The sequence below is a fragment of the Brevundimonas sp. genome, from assembly GCF_050729455.1.
In the GTDB taxonomy this organism is placed as follows: domain Bacteria; phylum Pseudomonadota; class Alphaproteobacteria; order Caulobacterales; family Caulobacteraceae; genus Brevundimonas.
This window is the reverse complement of the sequence record NZ_JBOHLI010000004.1, coordinates 49758-67530: the sequence shown is the minus strand read 5'-3', so window position 1 is coordinate 67530 and position 17773 is coordinate 49758. Positions and strand designations below refer to the sequence as shown.

The 17773-nt window shown below is 67.0% G+C and carries 19 protein-coding genes; 13 read left to right on the top strand and 6 right to left on the bottom strand.

Features of this window, described 5'->3' with window-relative positions; all coding sequences use genetic code 11:
* The first annotated feature begins 56 nt into the window (after positions 1-56).
* The 3 genes from ACREEF_RS02250 (at position 57) to ACREEF_RS02240 (ending at position 3657) form a co-directional block, all read left to right on the top strand.
* Positions 57-1874 (top strand): DUF4153 domain-containing protein, encoded by a 1818-nt coding sequence (locus tag ACREEF_RS02250; RefSeq protein WP_431563988.1) that lies wholly within the window; start codon positions 57-59, stop codon positions 1872-1874.
* Between the two features lie 113 nt (positions 1875-1987).
* Positions 1988-3439 carry a sigma-54-dependent transcriptional regulator gene (locus ACREEF_RS02245; protein ID WP_431563987.1) on the top strand — a complete coding sequence of 484 codons (1452 nt, stop codon included), beginning with the start codon at positions 1988-1990 and terminating at the stop codon, positions 3437-3439.
* Positions 3440-3459: 20 nt separating this feature from the next.
* Positions 3460-3657 (top strand): hypothetical protein, encoded by a 198-nt coding sequence (locus ACREEF_RS02240; RefSeq protein WP_431563986.1) that lies wholly within the window; start codon positions 3460-3462, stop codon positions 3655-3657.
* Positions 3658-3710: 53 nt separating this feature from the next.
* On the opposite strand, the gene ACREEF_RS02235 is transcribed toward ACREEF_RS02240, so the two are convergent.
* The 4 genes from ACREEF_RS02235 to ykgO all read right to left on the bottom strand — a co-directional run bounded on the left by ACREEF_RS02235 (position 3711) and on the right by ykgO (position 5432).
* The gene (locus tag ACREEF_RS02235) at positions 3711-4082 is read right to left on the bottom strand and encodes a hypothetical protein (protein ID WP_431563985.1); all 372 of its coding nucleotides are present in this window, start codon (positions 4080-4082) and stop codon (positions 3711-3713) included.
* A gap of 209 nt (positions 4083-4291) precedes the next feature.
* Positions 4292-4591, bottom strand: a complete 300-nt coding sequence (locus ACREEF_RS02230; protein ID WP_431564025.1) for a hypothetical protein — start codon at positions 4589-4591, stop codon at positions 4292-4294.
* 218 nt (positions 4592-4809) lie between these two features.
* Entirely contained in the window at positions 4810-5085 is a 276-nt protein-coding gene (locus ACREEF_RS02225; RefSeq protein ID WP_331032779.1) for a DUF2312 domain-containing protein, read from the bottom strand.
* A gap of 221 nt (positions 5086-5306) precedes the next feature.
* Positions 5307-5432 (bottom strand): type B 50S ribosomal protein L36, encoded by a 126-nt coding sequence (gene ykgO / locus ACREEF_RS02220; RefSeq protein WP_006274063.1) that lies wholly within the window; start codon positions 5430-5432, stop codon positions 5307-5309.
* Between the two features lie 299 nt (positions 5433-5731).
* On the opposite strand from ykgO, the gene ACREEF_RS02215 reads away from it, so the two are divergent.
* Entirely contained in the window at positions 5732-7009 is a 1278-nt protein-coding gene (locus ACREEF_RS02215) for a lytic murein transglycosylase (protein WP_431563984.1), read from the top strand.
* Positions 7010-7082: 73 nt separating this feature from the next.
* Here ACREEF_RS02215 and cysS read toward each other — a convergent pair whose 3' ends face one another.
* Positions 7083-8534 carry a cysteine--tRNA ligase gene (gene cysS / locus ACREEF_RS02210; RefSeq protein WP_431563983.1) on the bottom strand — a complete coding sequence of 484 codons (1452 nt, stop codon included), beginning with the start codon at positions 8532-8534 and terminating at the stop codon, positions 7083-7085.
* Positions 8535-8662: 128 nt separating this feature from the next.
* On the opposite strand from cysS, the gene folE reads away from it, so the two are divergent.
* The 8 genes from folE to ACREEF_RS02170 all read left to right on the top strand — a co-directional run bounded on the left by folE (position 8663) and on the right by ACREEF_RS02170 (position 16189).
* Positions 8663-9280 carry a GTP cyclohydrolase I FolE gene (gene folE / locus ACREEF_RS02205; protein ID WP_431563982.1) on the top strand — a complete coding sequence of 206 codons (618 nt, stop codon included), beginning with the start codon at positions 8663-8665 and terminating at the stop codon, positions 9278-9280.
* Between the two features lie 199 nt (positions 9281-9479).
* On the top strand, positions 9480-9920 hold the full coding sequence (locus ACREEF_RS02200) for a biopolymer transporter ExbD (protein WP_431563981.1): 441 nt from the start codon (positions 9480-9482) through the stop codon (positions 9918-9920).
* A 137-nt stretch (positions 9921-10057) separates the two neighbouring features.
* Positions 10058-11896 carry a gamma-glutamyltransferase family protein gene (locus ACREEF_RS02195; protein WP_431563980.1) on the top strand — a complete coding sequence of 613 codons (1839 nt, stop codon included), beginning with the start codon at positions 10058-10060 and terminating at the stop codon, positions 11894-11896.
* A 64-nt stretch (positions 11897-11960) separates the two neighbouring features.
* Positions 11961-12827: an alpha/beta hydrolase family protein gene (locus ACREEF_RS02190; protein WP_431563979.1), complete on the top strand. Its 867-nt coding sequence runs from the start codon at positions 11961-11963 to the stop codon at positions 12825-12827.
* Between the two features lie 43 nt (positions 12828-12870).
* Positions 12871-13728 (top strand): aldo/keto reductase, encoded by an 858-nt coding sequence (locus ACREEF_RS02185; protein ID WP_431563978.1) that lies wholly within the window; start codon positions 12871-12873, stop codon positions 13726-13728.
* A 34-nt stretch (positions 13729-13762) separates the two neighbouring features.
* Positions 13763-14011 carry a helix-turn-helix domain-containing protein gene (locus ACREEF_RS02180; RefSeq protein WP_431563977.1) on the top strand — a complete coding sequence of 83 codons (249 nt, stop codon included), beginning with the start codon at positions 13763-13765 and terminating at the stop codon, positions 14009-14011.
* Positions 14011-14649: a Pr6Pr family membrane protein gene (locus tag ACREEF_RS02175; RefSeq protein ID WP_431563976.1), complete on the top strand. Its 639-nt coding sequence runs from the start codon at positions 14011-14013 to the stop codon at positions 14647-14649. The genes ACREEF_RS02180 and ACREEF_RS02175 overlap by 1 nt, the downstream gene beginning before the upstream one ends.
* Before the next feature lie 10 nt (positions 14650-14659).
* Positions 14660-16189: a UbiD family decarboxylase gene (locus ACREEF_RS02170; RefSeq protein ID WP_431563975.1), complete on the top strand. Its 1530-nt coding sequence runs from the start codon at positions 14660-14662 to the stop codon at positions 16187-16189.
* Position 16190: 1 nt separating this feature from the next.
* Here the strand turns inward: ACREEF_RS02170 and ACREEF_RS02165 are convergent, their stop codons facing one another.
* Positions 16191-17171: a helix-turn-helix transcriptional regulator gene (locus ACREEF_RS02165; protein ID WP_431563974.1), complete on the bottom strand. Its 981-nt coding sequence runs from the start codon at positions 17169-17171 to the stop codon at positions 16191-16193.
* Positions 17172-17267: 96 nt separating this feature from the next.
* Between ACREEF_RS02165 and ACREEF_RS02160 the strand changes: the two genes are divergently transcribed.
* A complete protein-coding gene (locus ACREEF_RS02160; protein ID WP_431563973.1) occupies positions 17268-17759 on the top strand; it encodes a DUF1579 domain-containing protein in 492 nt (163 codons plus the stop codon).
* Positions 17760-17773: the final 14 nt, after the last annotated feature.

Genomic DNA, 17773 nt, shown 5'->3' with positions numbered 1-17773 from the left:
CTTCCCATCGGGCGCGTCCCGGTCCAACCTGCCTGCAAAGCTCAGGGGGCCACGTCATGACCGACCCGTTCCACGACCAGACCGGCCGCGTCTCGCTGGACGGCGCGCGGGGACTGGCCCCCGTTCGCCTCGGCATCGGCCTGATCCAGGGGCTGCTGCTCTATGGCCTCTATCGCAGCATGGCGACGCACGACGCCCTGACCTGGCCCGCGACCCACCCGCCGCTGTTCGCGGCCCTGGTTCTGGCCTGCGGCTTTACGCCCGTCATGCTGCTGGCGGGGGTCGGGCGGCTGTCGATCAAGACGCTGGCGCTCTGGGGCGTGGTCGCCGCCGCGGTTCTGGCCCTGCTGGGCTGGCACGACGCCGCGCAACAGGCCCAGGACTATTTCCGGCCGCCCTATCTGCGCTTCCCGGTCACAGCCTTCGCCGCCGCCGCCCTGTTCATCGCCCACCACCTGATCGTCCCGGCGGTCGCACCTGCAAATGGGGCCCGCCGCTGGATCGCCGACTTCGACGACTATTTCGACACGGCGTGGAAGGCCGGGGTGCAGTTGGTCCTGTCGCTGGGCTTCACCGGGGCCTTCTGGCTGCTGCTGCTTCTCGGCGCGGCCCTGTTCCAGGTCATCGGCCTCAGCTTCCTGTCCGACCTGATCGGCGAGGAATGGTTCGCCATTCCCGTCACCTGTCTGGTGTTCGCCGTCGCGGTCCAGTTGACCGACGTGCGCGCCGGCCTGATCCGGGGCGTGCGGACCGTGGCCCTGATGCTGCTGTCCTGGCTGCTGCTGGTCATCACGGTGCTGGTGGCGGGCTTCCTGCTGGCCCTGCCCTTCACCGGGCTGGACGGCCTGTGGGAGACGGGCAGCGCCACGGCTCTGGTGCTGTCGGCCGCCGCCGCCCTGATCATCCTGATCAACACCGCTTATCAGGACGGACGCGAAGACAACCTGCCGCCGGTGGTGCTGCGTGTGGCCGTGCGGATCGCCGCCGTCTTGCTGACGCCGCTGATCCTGATCGCCTTCTGGGGCCTCGCCCTTCGCATCGGCCAGCACGGCCTGACGCCGGACCGGATCATCGCCTCGGCCTGCGCCCTGGTCGGGGTGGTCTATGCCGCGGGCTACGGCTGGGCCGCGCTGTCGCCCTTCTGGAAGCGCACGGCATGGATGAAGCCGCTGGAGCGGACCAACGTCGCCGCCGCCGTCCTGACCGTCGGCGTCATCCTGGCCCTGTTCAGCCCCCTGCTGGACCCCGCCCGCCTGTCGGTCGGCGATCAAATGGCCCGGCTGAAGCGGGGCGACGTCAGCGCGGCCCAGTTCGACTACAGCTTTCTGCGTTTTAACGCTGGCAAGGCAGGCCGTCTCGCCTTGGCCGATCTGGCCAAGTCCTCCAACGCCGAGATCGCGCGGCGAGCCAAACAGGCTCAGGTCGCCAACGCGCGCTATGATGTAGAGCGAGCGACCATTCCATTCCGCACGCCGAGCATTGAAGTCTGGCCTTCTGGCGCGCCCCTTCCTGCCGGCTTCATGTCCCCGGTGCAGCCCGGCGATCCTCGTTACAACTGTGAGGATGCTGGAGGTTGCGTGGCAACGGCCCGCGATCTGAACGGCGACAACAAGACCGAGGTGCTGATGGCCGACCGCTTCCGCATCGCACTTTTCGCGCAAGGGGCCGACGGAACCTGGACCCACCAGGGCGACTATCGAGTCTCCTTCTGCGATTTGGGGCCAAACTCCGCCCCCGGAGACCTACGCGAGACATTGAAAGCGCCCCAGACCGCACCGGTCGCCTCGCCTTGGCCTGACCTTTTCACCCCGCGTGGCGAAGCCCGTTTCCAGCCGAACGACGCCTGCCCGATCCCCTTCGGCGTTAACCCCTGACTCAGTTCTCCGAAACCCGATCTTCACCCCCTGCCTGCTAAGGCTTGTCTCGAAACGAGCCGATCCCGAGCAACGAGGACGGCCGTGACGGTGATGATTTAGGGTGTGTTCACATGGCCAAGACCGTTCTGGTCGTCGACGATGATCCCACGCAGCGCCGCCTGATTCAGGCGGTGCTCGACCGCGAAGGCTATGCCGTCGTCCACGCCGAGAGCGGGGGCGAGGCCATCGACCGCCTGACCAAGGGCGGCGGCGCCGACGTGGTGCTGCTGGACCTGGTCATGCCGGGCCTGTCGGGGCTGGAGACGCTGGCGGAGATCCGCACGGCGGGCGTGGCCGTGCCGGTCATCGTCCTGACGGCGAACGGCGGCATCGAGACCGTGGTCAAGGCCATGCAGGCCGGGGCGCAGGACTTCTTCGTCAAGCCGGTCGGGCCGGAACGCCTGCTGATCGGCGTGCGCAACGCCCTGCAACTGACGCAGCTGTCGGCCGAGATCGGCCGCCTGAAGAAGCACGTCTCGGGCCGCACCTCGTTCGACGACATCGTCGGCGACAGCCCGCCGATGCGCATGGTCAAGGCCCTGGGCGTCCGCGCCGCCAAGTCCGGCATCCCGGTGCTGATCACCGGCGAGAGCGGCGTGGGTAAAGAGGTCATCGCCCGCGCCCTGCACGGCGCCTCGGACCGGGCCGGCAAGCCCTTCGTGGCCGTCAACTGCGGCGCCCTGCCCGCAAATCTGGTCGAGTCCATCCTGTTCGGCCACGAGAAGGGCAGCTTCACCGGCGCCACCGACAAGCACGCCGGCAAGTTCATGGAGGCCAACGGCGGCACCCTGTTCCTCGACGAGATCGGCGAGCTGCCGCTGGACATGCAGGTCAAGCTGCTGCGCGCCCTGCAGGAAGGCGAGATCGACCCGGTCGGATCGAAGCGCGCGGTCAAGGTCGATGTCCGCATCGTCTCGGCCACCAATCGCGACCCGGCCCAGCAGGTCAAGGAAGGCGCCTTCCGCGAGGACCTCTTCTATCGCCTGAACGTCTTCCCGATCGAGGCCCCGGCCCTGCGCGAACGGCGCGAGGACATCCCGGCCCTGGTCGAGCACTTCATCGCCCGCTTCAACGTCGAGGAAGGCAAGCGCGTCGCCGGTTGCGCCGTCGAGACCATGGCCCTGCTGCAGGGCTACGACTGGCCCGGCAACGTGCGCCAGCTGGAGAACTCGATCTATCGCGCCCTGGTCCTGGCCGATTCGCCCCTGTTGCAGCCGCACGACTTCCCGGCCATCTCGGGCGTCGCCATGCCCTTGAACCCGGTCGTCTCGCACGAGCGCGCCGAGGCGCCCGCCAGCGACGCGGACGCCGAGGCCCAGCCCGACAGCCCGGTGCGCATCATCGACGCCCGCGGCCACCTGCGCACGCTGGAAGAGATCGAACGCGACCTGATCCAGCACGCCATCGAGGTCTATTCCGGCCATATGTCCGAGATCGCCCGCCGCCTCGGCATCGGCCGCTCGACCCTCTACCGCAAGGTCCGCGAACAGGGGCTGGAAGAGCAACTGAAGGAAGCGGGCTGAAGGCGTGCTAGGTTGTCGTCATGAGCGACCGTAGCGACGACCAGCCCCTCTCCGCCCCGGCGGAAGCCGCGCCGACGGAAACCCCGATCCAGCGCGCCCTGCGTGAAAAGCAGGAAGCCATCGCCGCCCGCCCCAAGCCCCCGCGCGGCGGCCGCTTCCAGCGCGAACAGGCCGCCCGGATCAAGAGCGGGGCGGCGCGGCCGTGGAGCAGCAAGTAGGGCTAGCGGCGAAGCGGACGGGCTGAATGTCGGCTCAGGGTGGGAAGCGGACGTTACGTCGCCGGTGCAACTGCCCCGAGCAACCGAACCTCTTCACACGATGCGACGATCTCTTCGCCATCAAAGGTCCGCAAACCGTAGATCGGTTCTCCAGTGGGATCGGACACATGCTTCTCAGCTTGGACCACGAAAACCGGATGGGTTGAGCCATCCTCATCCTGCCAAAGCGCATACTGAGGAATAGCGATCGGGCAGGGCTCGACCTTTAGGCCATCGTTAGTCGCCTGAGAAAAAACGGCATCGCCTAGATCGATGTCTGCCGCCGTCGCCGCCCGGCCGAGCATAAAGCCGCTCGTGGGTAATGACGGCCAAGCACTGCTTACAGCTTCATGCGGCGCGCGCTTTTTAAGCCAGTTCTTGAACATGGCGGGACCTTCGCGCAGCCCACCAACGTCCGCAATGGGTAGTGAACAGCCATTGCTCGGTCCACCACAAACCGCCACCCCGGACGGCCAGAAGGGGCGATCCGGGGCCTAGGCGCTGGATCCGACGGCCCGGGCGGTGACGCGTCGGGCGTTTGGGTTCCGGGTTCGCTGCGCGCCCCGGAATGACGGCGGAAAGGTCGCGCTGCCCCCTACTCCTGCGCCTTTTTCGCCTTGCGTATCCAGGGGCGGGTTTCCTCGCCGTTGGCCTTGGCGGTGATTTCCTTGAGCTTGCGGCCCTGCATGGTCGAGAAGGCCTGACCGGGGGCGCCCTTTTCAGGGTCGGCGAAGGCGCGGCCGTGGGTCTGGATGCGCTCGCCGACCGAATCGAGGAAGTCGCCCTCCCATTCGGACAGCGAAACGCCCGCCTTCTCTGCCGAGCGACGGGCGCGTTTCAGGGCGTTGAGCGCGGACCGCTTGGCCGCCTCCTTCTGCTGCTCCCAGGGAGACAGCGAAGGCTTCTTTTTGGGGGCGCTATCGCCCTTCGGGCTACTTGAGCGCGCTTGGAGTGCGGCCCCGTCCTTCGGGCTGCCTGAGCGCAGGCTTGAGGCGCCGCTGCTCTTGAAGCCGCTGGAGCGCAGCTTGGATGCGTCGCCGCCCTTCAGGCTGCTGGAGCGTGAAGGGCGGTCGCTGGGGGGCTTGAAGGGCGTGCGCTTCAGGCCCGCCTCCCTCAGATCTCGCCGAGGGCCGACAGGTAGAGGTCCAGAATCGCTTCTTCTTCCTGACGCTTGGCCTTGTCCTGCTTGCGCAGGCGCAGGACCTTGCGCAGGACCTTGACGTCATAGCCCTCGCCCTTGGCCTCGGCGAAGACCTCCTTCATGTCGACCATGACGGCCTGCTTGTCCTCTTCGAGGCGCTCCAGGCGTTCGATGATCGAGCGCAGACGGCCCTGGGCCGTGGCGGTCAGGACATCGGGATTGTCGAAGGCGGGGGCGTCGTCGGCCATGAAGGAAGCTCCGAAACTTGAATTGGCCGGCGGGCGACCGTGAGACCACTCTCAAGCAGACCCGGGGCCGACAGGGCAAGAAAGGAATCGCCCGAACGGCCTTCAAGGCCGAATCGCGCCTGATCCCGCAGCCTGACGTCCAGACACGAAAAAGGCCGCGGACAATGTCCGCAGCCTTGAATATCGCAACCGCGGCGCCGTTGCAGGCGCCGACGCGGTTCTTAGCCTTGCTTGGCCTTGAAGCGCGGATCGGTCTTGTTGATCACATAGACCACGCCCTTGCGGCGAACGATCTTGCAGTCGCGGTGGCGACCCTTGAGCGACTTGAGCGAGCTGCGGACCTTCATGGTCGGACGTCCCGAAGATTGGAGGCCCGTGAGGGCGGACAAAAACAAATGCGCGAAACCCTGTGAACAGGACCTTGCGGCGGAGCGGTGCGTATAGAGAGGCCTCCGCCTTTCGTCAACATTCCGCGCCGGGATTCAGCTGAAGGCCCAGCCGCGGCACGCACGCCAGACGCATTTGCGCCCTCGCATCCGTCAATTCAACGCATGGTTAGCGCCGCCTTCATCCTTTTCACGGAAACAGATCCCGGCTTCGCGCGCTTGTGATTGGTCGTGGAATTCGGGGGCGTTAGCCTGTGGTCATGCGTTTCGCTTATCGTCTTCTGCTTATCGGTTCCGTCGCGGCCTGCGCGCCCATGGTCCCGCCGCCGCCGCAACCGCAGCCGATCCCGCCGGCCGTGGTGACCCCCGCCCCCGCCACGCCCGCGACCACCCCGCCCGTCGACCTGTCGGACGCCTATGATCAGGCCGGGTTCGAGGCCTGGAAACAGGGCTTCCTCAACCGCCTCGGCGGCGCGCGGAAGTGGGAGTATTCGCGCGAACTGAACGGCGTCACCCCGAACGCCAGCGTCATCCGCCTGGACCGCAACCAGCCCGAATTCTCGCGCCCGGCCGGCGCCTATATCCAGAGCGCCACCGCCCCGACCCGAATCGCCATGGCCCGCCAGCGCGTCGACCGCGTGCCGTGGGACGTGACCCAGCGATTCGGCGTGCCCACCGAGATCCTGCTGGGCGTCTGGGCCCAGGAAAGCGCCTTCGGCCAGGTCCAGGGCGACTTCGACGTCATCCGCTCGCTGGCGACCCTGGCCTATGACGGCCGCCGTCGCGCCTGGGCCGAGGACCAGCTGAAGAACGCCCTCGACATCGTCATCGACGGCAAGCGCGCGCGCAGCGGCCTGAAGGGCAGCTGGGCCGGGGCCATGGGCCAGACCCAGTTCATGCCCGACAACTACCTGAAGCTGGGCGTGGATCAGAACGGCGACGGCCAGGTGGATATCTGGGGCTCGGACGCCGACGCCCTGGCCTCGGCCGCCAACCTGCTGGCCCAGGCCGGCTGGAAACGCGGTCAGGGCTGGGCCTATGAGGTCATCCTGCCCGCCGGCTTCGACTACAGCGAAGCCGAGGGGCCGAAGCATCCGTGGGCCTTCTGGGCCGCGCGCGGCGTGCGCCTGGCCAACGGCTCGGCGCCGAACAGCGAGGAAGCCGCCGAGGGGGCGACCCTCCTGCTGCCGCAAGGCGCCAAGGGACCGGCCTTCCTGGCCCTGCCCAACCACTATGTGATCCGGCGCTACAACAACTCGGTCAGCTATGCGCTGGCCATCGGCCTGATCGCCGACGGGGTGCAGGGCAAGCCGCCCCTCACCGCGACCTGGCCCAACGACGGCCCCCTGACCCGCGAACAGCGCGTCGGCGCCCAGCAGGCCCTGACGCGCATGGGCTTCGACACGCAAGGGGTGGACGGGGTCATCGGCTCCAACACCCGCGCGGCCCTGCGCCGCTGGCAGCAGGCCAATGGACGGGTGGCGGACGGCTATCTGACCGACGTGCTGGCGGACGAGTTGATCCGAAGGGCGCGGTAGGCTTCCCCCCTTCAGCAAAGAGCCCCGCTGTCGCCAGCGGGGCTTTTTTCATTTCCGGACTATCGCTGAGGGATCAGCCCTTCACCCGCCAGGTCGCGCCTTGCGGGCCGTCCATGACGACGACGTTCAGTTCGTTGAGACGGTCGCGGATGCGGTCGGCCTCGCCCCAGTTCTTTTCAGCACGGGCGGCGGCGCGTTGCTCCAGCAGGGCCTCGACCTCGGCCTTCAGGGCCGGATCGCCGCCCTCGAACCAGGCGTCCGGCGTCAGGGCCAGCACGCCCAGCAGGCCGGCGGCTTCCTGCAGCGTCCAGCGGGCCATGGCCACATCATTGATGTCGGCCTCGGCGTCGTTCAGCAGATCGCGCAGGGTGTTGCCCAGCCCGAACAGCTGGGCGATGGCCCCCGGCGTGTTCAGGTCGTCCTCGAGAGCGTCCAGCACCGGATCGAGTGCGTTCTCGGCCAGCTCCATCTCGGCCTCTTCCAGCGTGGCGATATCGAAATCGCCCAGCTTGGCGTCGGCGTCGCGCAGGACGCCGTAGAGACGGTCCAGATTCTTGCGCGACTGGTCCAGCAGGGTCTGGTTCCAGTCAAGCGGCTGACGATAGTGGGCGCTCAGCAGGGCCCAGCGCACCACCTCGCCCGGCATGGCCTTCACCAGATCATGCAGCAGCAGGACGTTGCCGATCGACTTGGACATCTTCTCGGCGTCCACGGTCAGGAAGCCGTTGTGCATCCAGTAGCGGGCGTATTCGTCGTGCGCCTGACCCCCATGCGCATGGCCGTGGGCGCAGACGCCCTGGGCGATCTCGTTCTCATGGTGGGGGAAGACCAAGTCGATGCCGCCCCCGTGGATGTCGATGGGCAGAGCGAGCGTCTTCTCGATCATGGCCGAGCATTCGATGTGCCAGCCGGGGCGCCCCTCGCCCCACGGCGACGGCCAGGACGGCTCGTCCGCCTTGGACGGTTTCCACAGGACGAAATCGTGGGGGTTCTTCTTGTACGGCGCGACCTCGACGCGGGCCCCGGCGATCATGTCGTCCAGATTGCGGCCCGACAGCGCCCCGTAGGACGGGTAGGACGACACGTCGAACAGGACATGACCTTCGGCGGCGTAGGCGCTGCCCGCGTCGATGATGGCCTGAATCTGGGCGGTGATGGCGTCGATGTAGTCGGTGACGTGCGGGGCGATGTCGGGCGGCGACACGTTCAGCAGGCCCATGTCGACCAGATAGGCGGCTTCATAGCGCGCCGTGATCTCGCCGATCGGCACGCCTTCCCTGGCCGCCTTGGCGTTGATCTTGTCGTCCACGTCAGTGACGTTGCGAGCGTAGATCACCTGATCCGCGCCATAGGTCCGGCGCAGCAGCCGCACCAGGACGTCGAACACCACCGGCGGGCGCGCATTGCCGATATGGGCGTAGTCATAGACCGTCGGACCGCAGACATAGAGCGTCACCCGGTTCGGATCGCGCGGCTCAAAAGCGCGCTTTTCACGGCGAAGGGTGTCGTGGATGTGCAACGGCATGGGAGATGGTCTTTGCGAGTTTTCTTGCGGGACGGACGACGTGTCCCATATAGCGGCCTGATACACAGTCATATGTGAATGGTAAAAGGTAGCCTTGGCGGCTCGTCCCCGCCGCGCTGGATCAGTTCATGAGCACTTCGCCCGCCAAGCCCGTTCTCGTCGCCAACGAGGAAGCCCCCAAGCGCCCCAGCCGCGAGCAGGCGCTGGAGGCTGTGCGCACCCTGATCGCCTGGGCGGGCGACAATCCCGAGCGTCCCGGCCTGATCGACACGCCCAAGCGCGTGGTCGACGCCTATGGCGAATGGTTCGACGGCTATGACGCCGACGCGGGCAAGGAGCTGTCGCGCACCTTCGAGGACGTGACCGGCTACGACGACATGGTCATTTTGCGCGACATCGAGATCGAGAGCCACTGCGAGCACCACATGGCCCCCTTCCTCGGCAAGGCCTATGTCGCCTACCTGCCGGGCGAGAAGGTCGTGGGCATCTCCAAGCTGGCGCGCGTGGTCGAGATCTACGCCCGTCGCCTGCAGAACCAGGAGACCCTGACCAACGACATCATCGAGGCCATCGAATCGAACCTGCAGCCGCGCGGCGTGGCCGTGCTGGTTGACGCCGCCCACCAGTGCATGACCACGCGCGGCGTGCATCACCGCCACGTCACGACCATCACCACCCGCTTCACCGGCGCCTTCAAGAACGACCAGGCCCTGACCGACCGCTTCCTCAAGCTGGCCAGGGGCTAAGGACAAGGGGCTGAGAGCAAAGGGTTTGAACCTGTCGTCTCGCACCTGCGAAACGGCCGGTTAGGCAATCTTATTGCCCTCTGACGCGAATTCGTCACGCAAGACGGCTTTACAAGCCCGGCGCGGGACGCCAAGAGACGATCCATACCTTTGAGTGCTGCTCGCCGAAGAATGCGAGCTGTGATGGAGACGACGGCGTATGGGCTCTAAACTTTCCGGTCCCGCGGGCCAGGGTGGCAAAACGATCGAACAGAACGCGGACATCAACGTCACGCCGTTCGTCGACATCATGCTGGTGCTGCTGATCATCTTCATGGTCGCCGCGCCGCTGGCCACCGTGTCGATCAAGCTGGACCTGCCGCCGGCGGTTCCGAACCCGTCCACCGAGAAGCCCAAGGAACCCGTGTACATCACGATCCAGGAATCGGGCAGCATCTACATCGCCGAGAAAGAAACCTCGATCGCGACCCTGCCGGCCGACGTCTGCTCGGCTCAGGCCGTGGCCACGGACTGCCGCGAGGAGCGCGTCTTCGTTCGCGCCCAGGCCGAAGTGAAGTACAACCAGTTCATGGAAGTCATGAACAAGCTTCAGGAAAACGGCTTCTACAAGGTCGGCCTCCTGAACGAAGACATCGAGTAGGACTTACATCCTCTCTCATGAATCAGGGCCGTTCCTCCGGGAGCGGCCCTTTTTCTTTGCCTGAACGTCATAGCGCGCTTGCCCCAGATGCAAGGCCGGTCCTTGATGCGGTCCGTCAGTTTTCGGGGAATTTCGCCATGCGTCGCCGCACCTTCCTGTCCACCCTGCCCGCGAGCGCCCTTCTGGCCGGAGCCGGATCGGTCGCCGCACAGACGACGAGCCAGCCGACAGCGCAAGCGCCCGCCGCCCCCTCGCCTCGCCCGGCCGATCCTTATGCAGGCGTCGGCATCGGCGACCGGGTGACAGGACCGAAGTTCGTCGGCCGCTCGACGGTCTGGGGCGCGAACGGCGCCGCCGCGACCGCCCACCCCGCCGCCACCCTGATCGGCCTGGACACCCTGCGGCGCGGCGGCTCGGCCATCGACGCCGCCATCGCCATCAACGCCGCCCTGGGCTTCCTGGAGCCGACCGCCAACGGCATCGGCGGCGACGCCTTCTGCCTGATGTGGGACCCGGCGCAGAAAAAGGTCGTGGGTTTCAACGGCTCGGGGAACAGCCCACGCGGCCTGTCGCTGGCCACCGCCCGGTCCAAGGCCGGCCCCGACGGCTACCTGCCCAAATACGGCGCCGTGACCGTCAACGTGCCCGGCACGGTCGACGCCTGGTGGAGCGCCCACCAGCGCTACGGCAAGCTGCCGTGGAAGGAGGTCCTGCTGCCGGTCGCTGAGCTGTGCGAACAGGGCGTGCCCGTGCCCTCGGTCATCGCCTGGTATCTGGAACGCAACATGGCCGGCTTCGACCGCGCCAGCGCCCAGATCGAGGAGAATGACAACCGCAAGAAGGTGTACCGCCCCCACGGCCGGACGCCGAAGACGGGCGAGGTCTTCGCCAACCCCGACCTGGGCCGCACCTACCGGATGATCGCCGAGGGCGGCCGCGACGCCTTCTATGACGGCGCCATCGCCGACCATATTGAACGCTATTTCAAGCGTATCGGCGGCTGGATGACCCGCGCCGACCTGGCCGTCCACCGCACCGAATGGGTCGAGCCGCTGATGACCACCTATCGCGGGGTCGAGGTCTATTCGTTGGGGCCGAACACCCAGGGCCTGTCGACCAACCAGATCCTGAACATCTGCGAGCAGTTCGACCTGAAGGCCATGGGCTTCCAGTCCGCCGCCTCGATCCACGTCCAGGCCGAGGCCAAGCGCTTGGCCTTCGAGGACCGCGCCCGCTACTTCGCCGACGAGCGCTTCGCCAAGGCCCCGACCACCTGGCTGAACTCCAAGGCCTACGCCGCCGAGCGGGCGAAATTGATCAACCCGAGCCGCGTCATGGACCGCGTCTTCCCCGGCGACGCCCCGACCCAGGGCGACACCACCTATTTCAGCGTGGCCGACAAGGACGGGATGATGGTCAGTTGGATCCAGTCCAACTATCGCGGCATGGGCTCGGGCCTGACGCCCGACGGCCCGGACGGCGGCACCCTGGGCTTCATGTTCCAGGACCGGGGCGAGCTGTTCTCGCTCACCGACGGCCACCCCAACGTCTATGCGCCGGGCAAGCGGCCCTTCCACACCATCATCCCCGGCTTCGCCTGCAAGGACGGCGAGCCGTGGATGGCTTACGGCGTCATGGGCGGGGGGATGCAGCCGCAGGGCCAGGCCCAGATCATCATCAACATGGTCGACTACGGCCTGGACCCGCAGGAGGCCGGCGACAGCCCGCGCTGGCAGCACTACGGCTCGTCCGAACCGACCGGCCAGCCCGCCGAGGGCGTCGGCAAGCTGCACCTGGAATCCGGCGTGCCCGAGGCCACCCAGCAGCAACTGACCGCCATGGGCTGGGACCTCGGCCCGCCCGACGGCGGCTTCGGCGGCTATCAGAACGTCATGAAGCAGATCAACGAACAGGGCCGCTGGACCTACGGCGCGGCCACCGAGATGCGGAAAGACGGCAACGCCCTGGCCTATTGATCCGGCCTCTTGACCTGACGCCGCGTCAATCGCCTAGAGTTCGTTTCCAAACAGGACGGACTCTATGAGCGACCTCATCACGCGCGACATCACCGCCCCGGCCGCTGACGGCTATCCGCTGTCGATGCGGCTGGTGTCGGCAGCGGAGCCGCGCGTGGCGGTGCTGGTGTCGTCGGGCACCGGCTTTCCCAAGGGCTTCTACGAGCGGTTCGCCCGGCATATGGCGGAGCGGGGCGCGGCGGTGCTGACCTATGACTTCCGGGGCATAGCCGGGTCGCGGCCCGACGACCTGAAGGCCATGGCGATGGACTATCCCGACTGGGGCCGGCTGGACATGCCCGCCGCCCTGGACGCCCTGATCGCGGCGGCGCCGGGCCTGCGTGTCGTCCATGTCGGCCACAGCGTCGGCGGGCACTTCCTGGGCTTCATGCACAATCAGGACCGCATCGACCGCCACGCCTTCGTCTCGGTCGGGACCGGATGGTGGGGCGGGCACCATCGCAGCTACAATCCGCTGGAGCTCTTCTTCTGGCTGGGCTTCGGGCCGTTCAGCCTGATGCGGCACGGCTACATCAAGGGCGGCGGGCTGTGGGGCGGGACCGACCTGCCGCGCGGGGTCTTCACCACCTGGCGGCGCTGGTGCCTGAAGCGGGAATACTTCTCGCGCGAACTGGAGACGACGCTGCGGCCCCACCACTATGAGGCCGTGACCGCGCCGATCCGCTCGTGGATCTTCACCGACGATCCCATCGCCACGCCGAACACAGCGCGCGACCTGCTGACGGTTTACACCAAGGCCCCGTCCGAGATCAGCGTCCACGCTCCGTCAGATTTCGGCGCTCGGCGCATCGGCCACGAAGGCGCCTTCCGCAAGGGGATGGAGCCCCTGTGGGACCGGATTTTCCACTGGCTGGACAATGGCGACGCCTGATCGGGTGCCTATATCGAGCGCTCCTGAACGCGCGGAGCCTCCCATGCCCTATTCTGATCAGCCGACCGCCATCGCATCTGGCGTCGAGATTCCGCTTCTGGGCTTCGGCACCTGGCAGCTGGAGGCCGGGGACGCGCGGCGCATGGTGCATGAGGCCCTGCGCATCGGCTATCGCCACATCGATACGGCCTGGATCTACAAAAACGAGAAGGCCGTGGGCGACGGTATCGCCGACGCCGTGGCCGAGGGAATCGTGGCCCGCGAGGAGGTCTTCGTCACCACCAAGATCTGGGTCGAGCATTTCCATCGCGACGCCCTGCTGCGTCAGGCCGAGGAGTCCGCCATCAGCCTGGGCCTGACGCCCGACCTGCTGCTGCTGCACTGGCCCAAGCCGACGCCGACGCTGGCCGAAACCATCGGCGCCCTGAACGAGGCGCAGGAGAAGGGCTTCACGAAGCATATCGGCCTGTCGAACTTCCCGTCGGCGCAGTTCCGCCAGGCGGCGGCCCTGTCCCAGGCGCCGCTGATCACCAACCAGGTCGAACACCACCCCTATCTGTCGCAGAAGACCCTGATCGAGACGGCGCGCGAACTGGGTTCCTCCATCACCGCCTGGTCGCCGCTGGCCCAGGGCAAGATCGCCGACGACGCCGTGATCGGCCAGATCGCTAGGGCCCACGGCAAGACCCACGGCCAGGTCACCCTGCGCTGGTTCATCCAGCAGGGCGTCATCGCCATTCCGCGCACCACCAAGGTCGAGCGCGCCCGCGAGAGCTTCGACATCTTCGACTTCGAGCTGTCAGCGGACGACATGGCGCGCATCCACGCCCTGGCCCGTCCCGACGGCCGCCTCGGCGACTGGCTGGACGCGGCCTTCCAATGGGATCAGGATGCCGTCTGACGGCAAAGCCTGATCAGGGCGTCGGGAGGCGACGATGGGTTCGGTTCTGGGGTTTCCGGGCATTGACCCGATGGACGCCGCCATCGGCGCCCGCATTCGGCGCTGGCGGGATCAGAGAGGCGTCGCCTCGTCCGATCTCGCCGCCGCCCTGAACCTGACGCCCGAGGCCCTGCGCCGGATCGAGGCGGGTCGCGAGCATCTGGATTCCGCAGGCATCGACGCCGCCACCCGCGCCCTGCACCTGCCGGTGTGGGCGCTGGCAGCCGACCGGCCCGAATACTGATGGCCCGCCTCTATCGCGCCGCCTTCGCCTGCGTCGGCTGGTTCGCGCTGATCCTGCAATACGTCCTGGCGCTGATCGACGAAACGCAGCCAAGCCTGGGCCTTATGACGCTGAACTACTTCAGCTTCTTCACCATCCTGAGCAATATTCTGGTCGCCCTGGCCCTGACCGGACCCGCCTTGTCGCCGGGCAGCCGATTGGGGCGCTGGGCCGCCAGCGAGGGCGTCCGCGCCGCCGTAGCCATGTATATCGTCGTGGTCGGCATGACCTATCACTTCCTGCTGGCCGCCACATGGAACCCGCAGGGCTGGACGTTGGTGGGCAACAACCTGCTGCACTACGTCATGCCGATCGCCTTTGTGGTCGACTGGCTGGCCTTCACGCCCAAGGGGCGGCTGCGCTGGATCGATCCGGTGAAATGGCTGATCCCGGTGCTGATCTATGGCGCCTGGACCTTGCTGCACGGCACGCTGAGCGGCTGGTGGCCCTACTGGTTCGTGGACGCGGACAAGCTGGGGCTGGGCACGGTCATGGCCTATTTCGCGGGCCTGCTGGTCTTCTTCCTGATCGTCGGCCTGATCATCGTGGCGATCGACCGCACCTTCGGACGGCGTGACAGACGGCCTCTACCCGCCTAAGCGTCAGCGCATGGCCTACAAGTCCCTGCGCGATTTCATCGCTGTCCTCGAAGCCGATGGCGAACTGGTTCGCGTCGCCGAACCCGTCTCCACCCATCTGGAGATGACGGAGATCCAGACCCGGCTGCTGCGCAACGGCGGCCCGGCGGTCCTGTTCGAAAAGCCGGTCATGCCCGACGGCTCGATCAGCCCCATCCCCTGCCTGGCCAACCTGTTCGGCACGGTGAAGCGGGTGGCCATGGGCGTGACGCTGGAGGGCAAGGCGCGCACCACGGCGGGCGAGCTGCGGGAAGTCGGCGAACTGCTGGCCTTCCTGCGCAATCCGACGCCGCCGCGCGGCTTCGGCGACGCGATGGAGATGCTGCCGCTGGCCCAGACCGTCATGTCCATGCGGCCCAAGACGGTGAAGAAGGCGCCCGTTCAGGAAGTGGTGCTGAAGGGCGACCAGATCGACCTGACAAGGCTGCCCATTCAAGGCTGCTGGCCCGGCGAGCCCGCGCCGCTGATCACCTGGGGCCTGGTCGTGACCAAGGGGCCGTCGGACGAGCGCGAGGACGACTTCAACCTGGGCATCTATCGGATGCAGGTGCTGGGCAAGGACAAGGCCATCATGCGCTGGCTGGCCCATCGCGGCGGGGCCCAGCACTACGCCCGGCACAAGAAGGCGGGCAAGCGCGAGCCCCTGCCCTGCGCCGTCGTGCTCGGCGCCGATCCGGGCACCATTCTGGCCGCCGTGACCCCGGTGCCGGAGACCCTGTCGGAGTATCAGTTCGCGGGCCTGATGCGCGGCTCCAAGGCCGAGCTGGTCCCCTGCAAGACCGTGCCGCTGATGGTCCCGGCCCAGGCCGAGATCGTGCTGGAAGGCCACGTCCTGCTCGACGAGTTCGAGGACGAAGGCCCCTACGGCGACCACACCGGCTACTACAACTCGGTCGAGAAGTTCCCGGTCTTCCAGGTCAGCGCCGTCACCATGCGGAAAGACCCCATCTATCTGACCACCTTCACCGGCCGTCCGCCGGACGAGCCGAGCGTGCTGGGCGAGGCGCTGAACGAGGTCTTCATCCCCCTGATCCGCCAGCAGTTCCCCGAGATCACCGACTTCTGGCTGCCGCCCGAGGGCTGCAGCTATCGCATCGCCGTGGTGTCGATGAAGAAGGCCTATTCGGGCCACGCCAAGCGGGTGATGATGGGTTGCTGGAGCTATCTGCGCCAGTTCATGTACACCAAGTGGATCATTGTCGTGGACGACGACATCAACGCCCGCGACTGGAAGGACGTCATGTGGGCCGTCTCGACCAAGATGGACCCGGCGCGCGACATCACCGTCATCGAGAACACCCCGATCGACTATCTGGACTTCGCCAGCCCCGAGAGCGGCCTGGGCTCCAAGATCGGTCTGGACGCCACCGACAAGTGGGAGCCCGAGACCAAGCGCGAATGGGGCGAGGATATCCGCATGGACGAGGGCGTGGTCGAGCGGGTGTCAGATATCTGGGATCGACTGGGCCTGCCCGGCGACGGCAAGCCGATCTGGAAATGATTCAAGTCTCGTAGATCGCCGCCAGCCGCATCGCCGTCGCACGCATCGCAGCTCTCAGCGCCGGTGGAGCCAACACTTCCGCCTCGCCCCCCAGCCGCAACAGGTCGGTCGCGGCATGGTCGATTGATTCGATCGGGAGGTTGACCACGACCCAGTCGGCGCCGACCTCGGCTTCCGCGGCGATGCGGGCCTGTTCGGCGCCCAACCGCACCAGCCGCCTCAGCCCTTCCGCCGACAGGCGCAACGTGGCCCGGTCGGTTAAAATCTCGGCCTCGAAGCGCCGCGAGGTCGCGCCCCACCAGTCCGCCAGATCGAACGCCGCTGGGCGCTCGAACGTCTCATCGCTGACCGACAGGTCCCGAATTTTCGTCACCCGGTAAGTGCGCGGGTCCCGCTTGGGATCACCAGCGGCGCCCTCCGTCGGGCGGGCGGCCAGATACCAGAGCCCGGCCTTCAGGATCAGGCCCAGAGGCTCAAGATCGCGATCGACGACGCCTTTCCAGCTTTCGTAGCGCACCTGGATTCTGTGGTTGTTCCACACCGCCTGGGCGATGATCGGCAGCCGTTTGGCGTCGTCGGGATTTTGATACCATCCGACCGGATCCAGGTGGAAACGCCCCGCCAGCCGCTCCGCCGCCGCCTGACGTTCGGGCGGCAGGGCGGCCAGCAACTTCAACTGCATGGTGGTGACGGCGGCTGAAAATCCCATCTGCGCCGCTGGTCCCGACAGACCGCCCAGGAACAGCGTTTCGGCCTCCGCGTCGGTCAATCCGGTCAACCGGGTGCGATAGCCGTCCATCAGTTGGAACCCGCCGGATCGCCCCCGGTCGGCATAGACCGGCGCGCCGGCGGCGCTCAGCTGGTCGATGTCGCGATAGATGGTGCGCACTGACACCTCGAACTCCGCCGCCAGCGTCTCGGCGGTCATCCGCCCCCGGGTCTGGAGCAGCAGCAGGATCGAGAGCAGTCGGCTAGCGCGCATTTTTCGACCCTAGTCGATAAATCCTGACATTGGATGACAGTTTATACAGCCTATCCCTGCCCGACCGGACATCCCGGCCGTCAGAAAGGACCCGCCATGTCAGTCGCCTCATCCGAGACCATCCCCCAAATTCGCGATTTCGACTTCATCCACGGGCGCTGGAACGTCGCCCATCGCCGACTGAAGATACGCGGCGGCGGTCGGGACGGCGTTGCGGATTGGGACGTATTCGACGCCGTCGCATCGTGCGAGCCGCGCCTGGGCGGTCTGGCCAATATCGAGGAGATGAGCTGCCCCGCGCGCGGCTGGAGCGGCATGGCGGTCAGAACCCTCGACGTCGCCTCGGGCGAATGGTCGATCCACTGGGTCAACAGTCTGGACGGCGTCTTGCAGCCACCAGTGCGCGGCCGGTTCACCGCGGACGGCTGCACGCTGGAAGGCCCCGACACCGACGGCGACCGCCCGATCATCGCCCGCTACATCTGGTCCGATATCCGCCCTGACAGCGCCCGGTGGAGCCAGGCCTTCTCCTACGACAGCGGCGCGACGTGGGAGGTCAACTGGATCATGGACTTCACCCAGGCATGACCCCCGGGGTGGCC

Coding starts and splice junctions, on each gene's coding strand:
- ACREEF_RS02225 (WP_331032779.1), bottom strand. CDS start 5,085: ATGGCCGACGACGCCCCCGCCTTCGACAATCCCGATGTCCTGACCGCC.
- folE (WP_431563982.1), top strand. CDS start 8,663: ATGAGCACTTCGCCCGCCAAGCCCGTTCTCGTCGCCAACGAGGAAGCC.
- ykgO (WP_006274063.1), bottom strand. CDS start 5,432: ATGAAGGTCCGCAGCTCGCTCAAGTCGCTCAAGGGTCGCCACCGCGAC.
- ACREEF_RS02190 (WP_431563979.1), top strand. CDS start 11,961: ATGAGCGACCTCATCACGCGCGACATCACCGCCCCGGCCGCTGACGGC.
- ACREEF_RS02165 (WP_431563974.1), bottom strand. CDS start 17,171: ATGCGCGCTAGCCGACTGCTCTCGATCCTGCTGCTGCTCCAGACCCGG.
- ACREEF_RS02170 (WP_431563975.1), top strand. CDS start 14,660: ATGGCCTACAAGTCCCTGCGCGATTTCATCGCTGTCCTCGAAGCCGAT.
- ACREEF_RS02195 (WP_431563980.1), top strand. CDS start 10,058: ATGCGTCGCCGCACCTTCCTGTCCACCCTGCCCGCGAGCGCCCTTCTG.
- ACREEF_RS02185 (WP_431563978.1), top strand. CDS start 12,871: ATGCCCTATTCTGATCAGCCGACCGCCATCGCATCTGGCGTCGAGATT.
- ACREEF_RS02200 (WP_431563981.1), top strand. CDS start 9,480: ATGGGCTCTAAACTTTCCGGTCCCGCGGGCCAGGGTGGCAAAACGATC.
- cysS (WP_431563983.1), bottom strand. CDS start 8,534: ATGCCGTTGCACATCCACGACACCCTTCGCCGTGAAAAGCGCGCTTTT.
- ACREEF_RS02240 (WP_431563986.1), top strand. CDS start 3,460: ATGAGCGACCGTAGCGACGACCAGCCCCTCTCCGCCCCGGCGGAAGCC.
- ACREEF_RS02245 (WP_431563987.1), top strand. CDS start 1,988: ATGGCCAAGACCGTTCTGGTCGTCGACGATGATCCCACGCAGCGCCGC.
- ACREEF_RS02235 (WP_431563985.1), bottom strand. CDS start 4,082: ATGTTCAAGAACTGGCTTAAAAAGCGCGCGCCGCATGAAGCTGTAAGC.
- ACREEF_RS02215 (WP_431563984.1), top strand. CDS start 5,732: ATGCGTTTCGCTTATCGTCTTCTGCTTATCGGTTCCGTCGCGGCCTGC.
- ACREEF_RS02180 (WP_431563977.1), top strand. CDS start 13,763: ATGGGTTCGGTTCTGGGGTTTCCGGGCATTGACCCGATGGACGCCGCC.
- ACREEF_RS02250 (WP_431563988.1), top strand. CDS start 57: ATGACCGACCCGTTCCACGACCAGACCGGCCGCGTCTCGCTGGACGGC.
- ACREEF_RS02175 (WP_431563976.1), top strand. CDS start 14,011: ATGGCCCGCCTCTATCGCGCCGCCTTCGCCTGCGTCGGCTGGTTCGCG.
- ACREEF_RS02160 (WP_431563973.1), top strand. CDS start 17,268: ATGTCAGTCGCCTCATCCGAGACCATCCCCCAAATTCGCGATTTCGAC.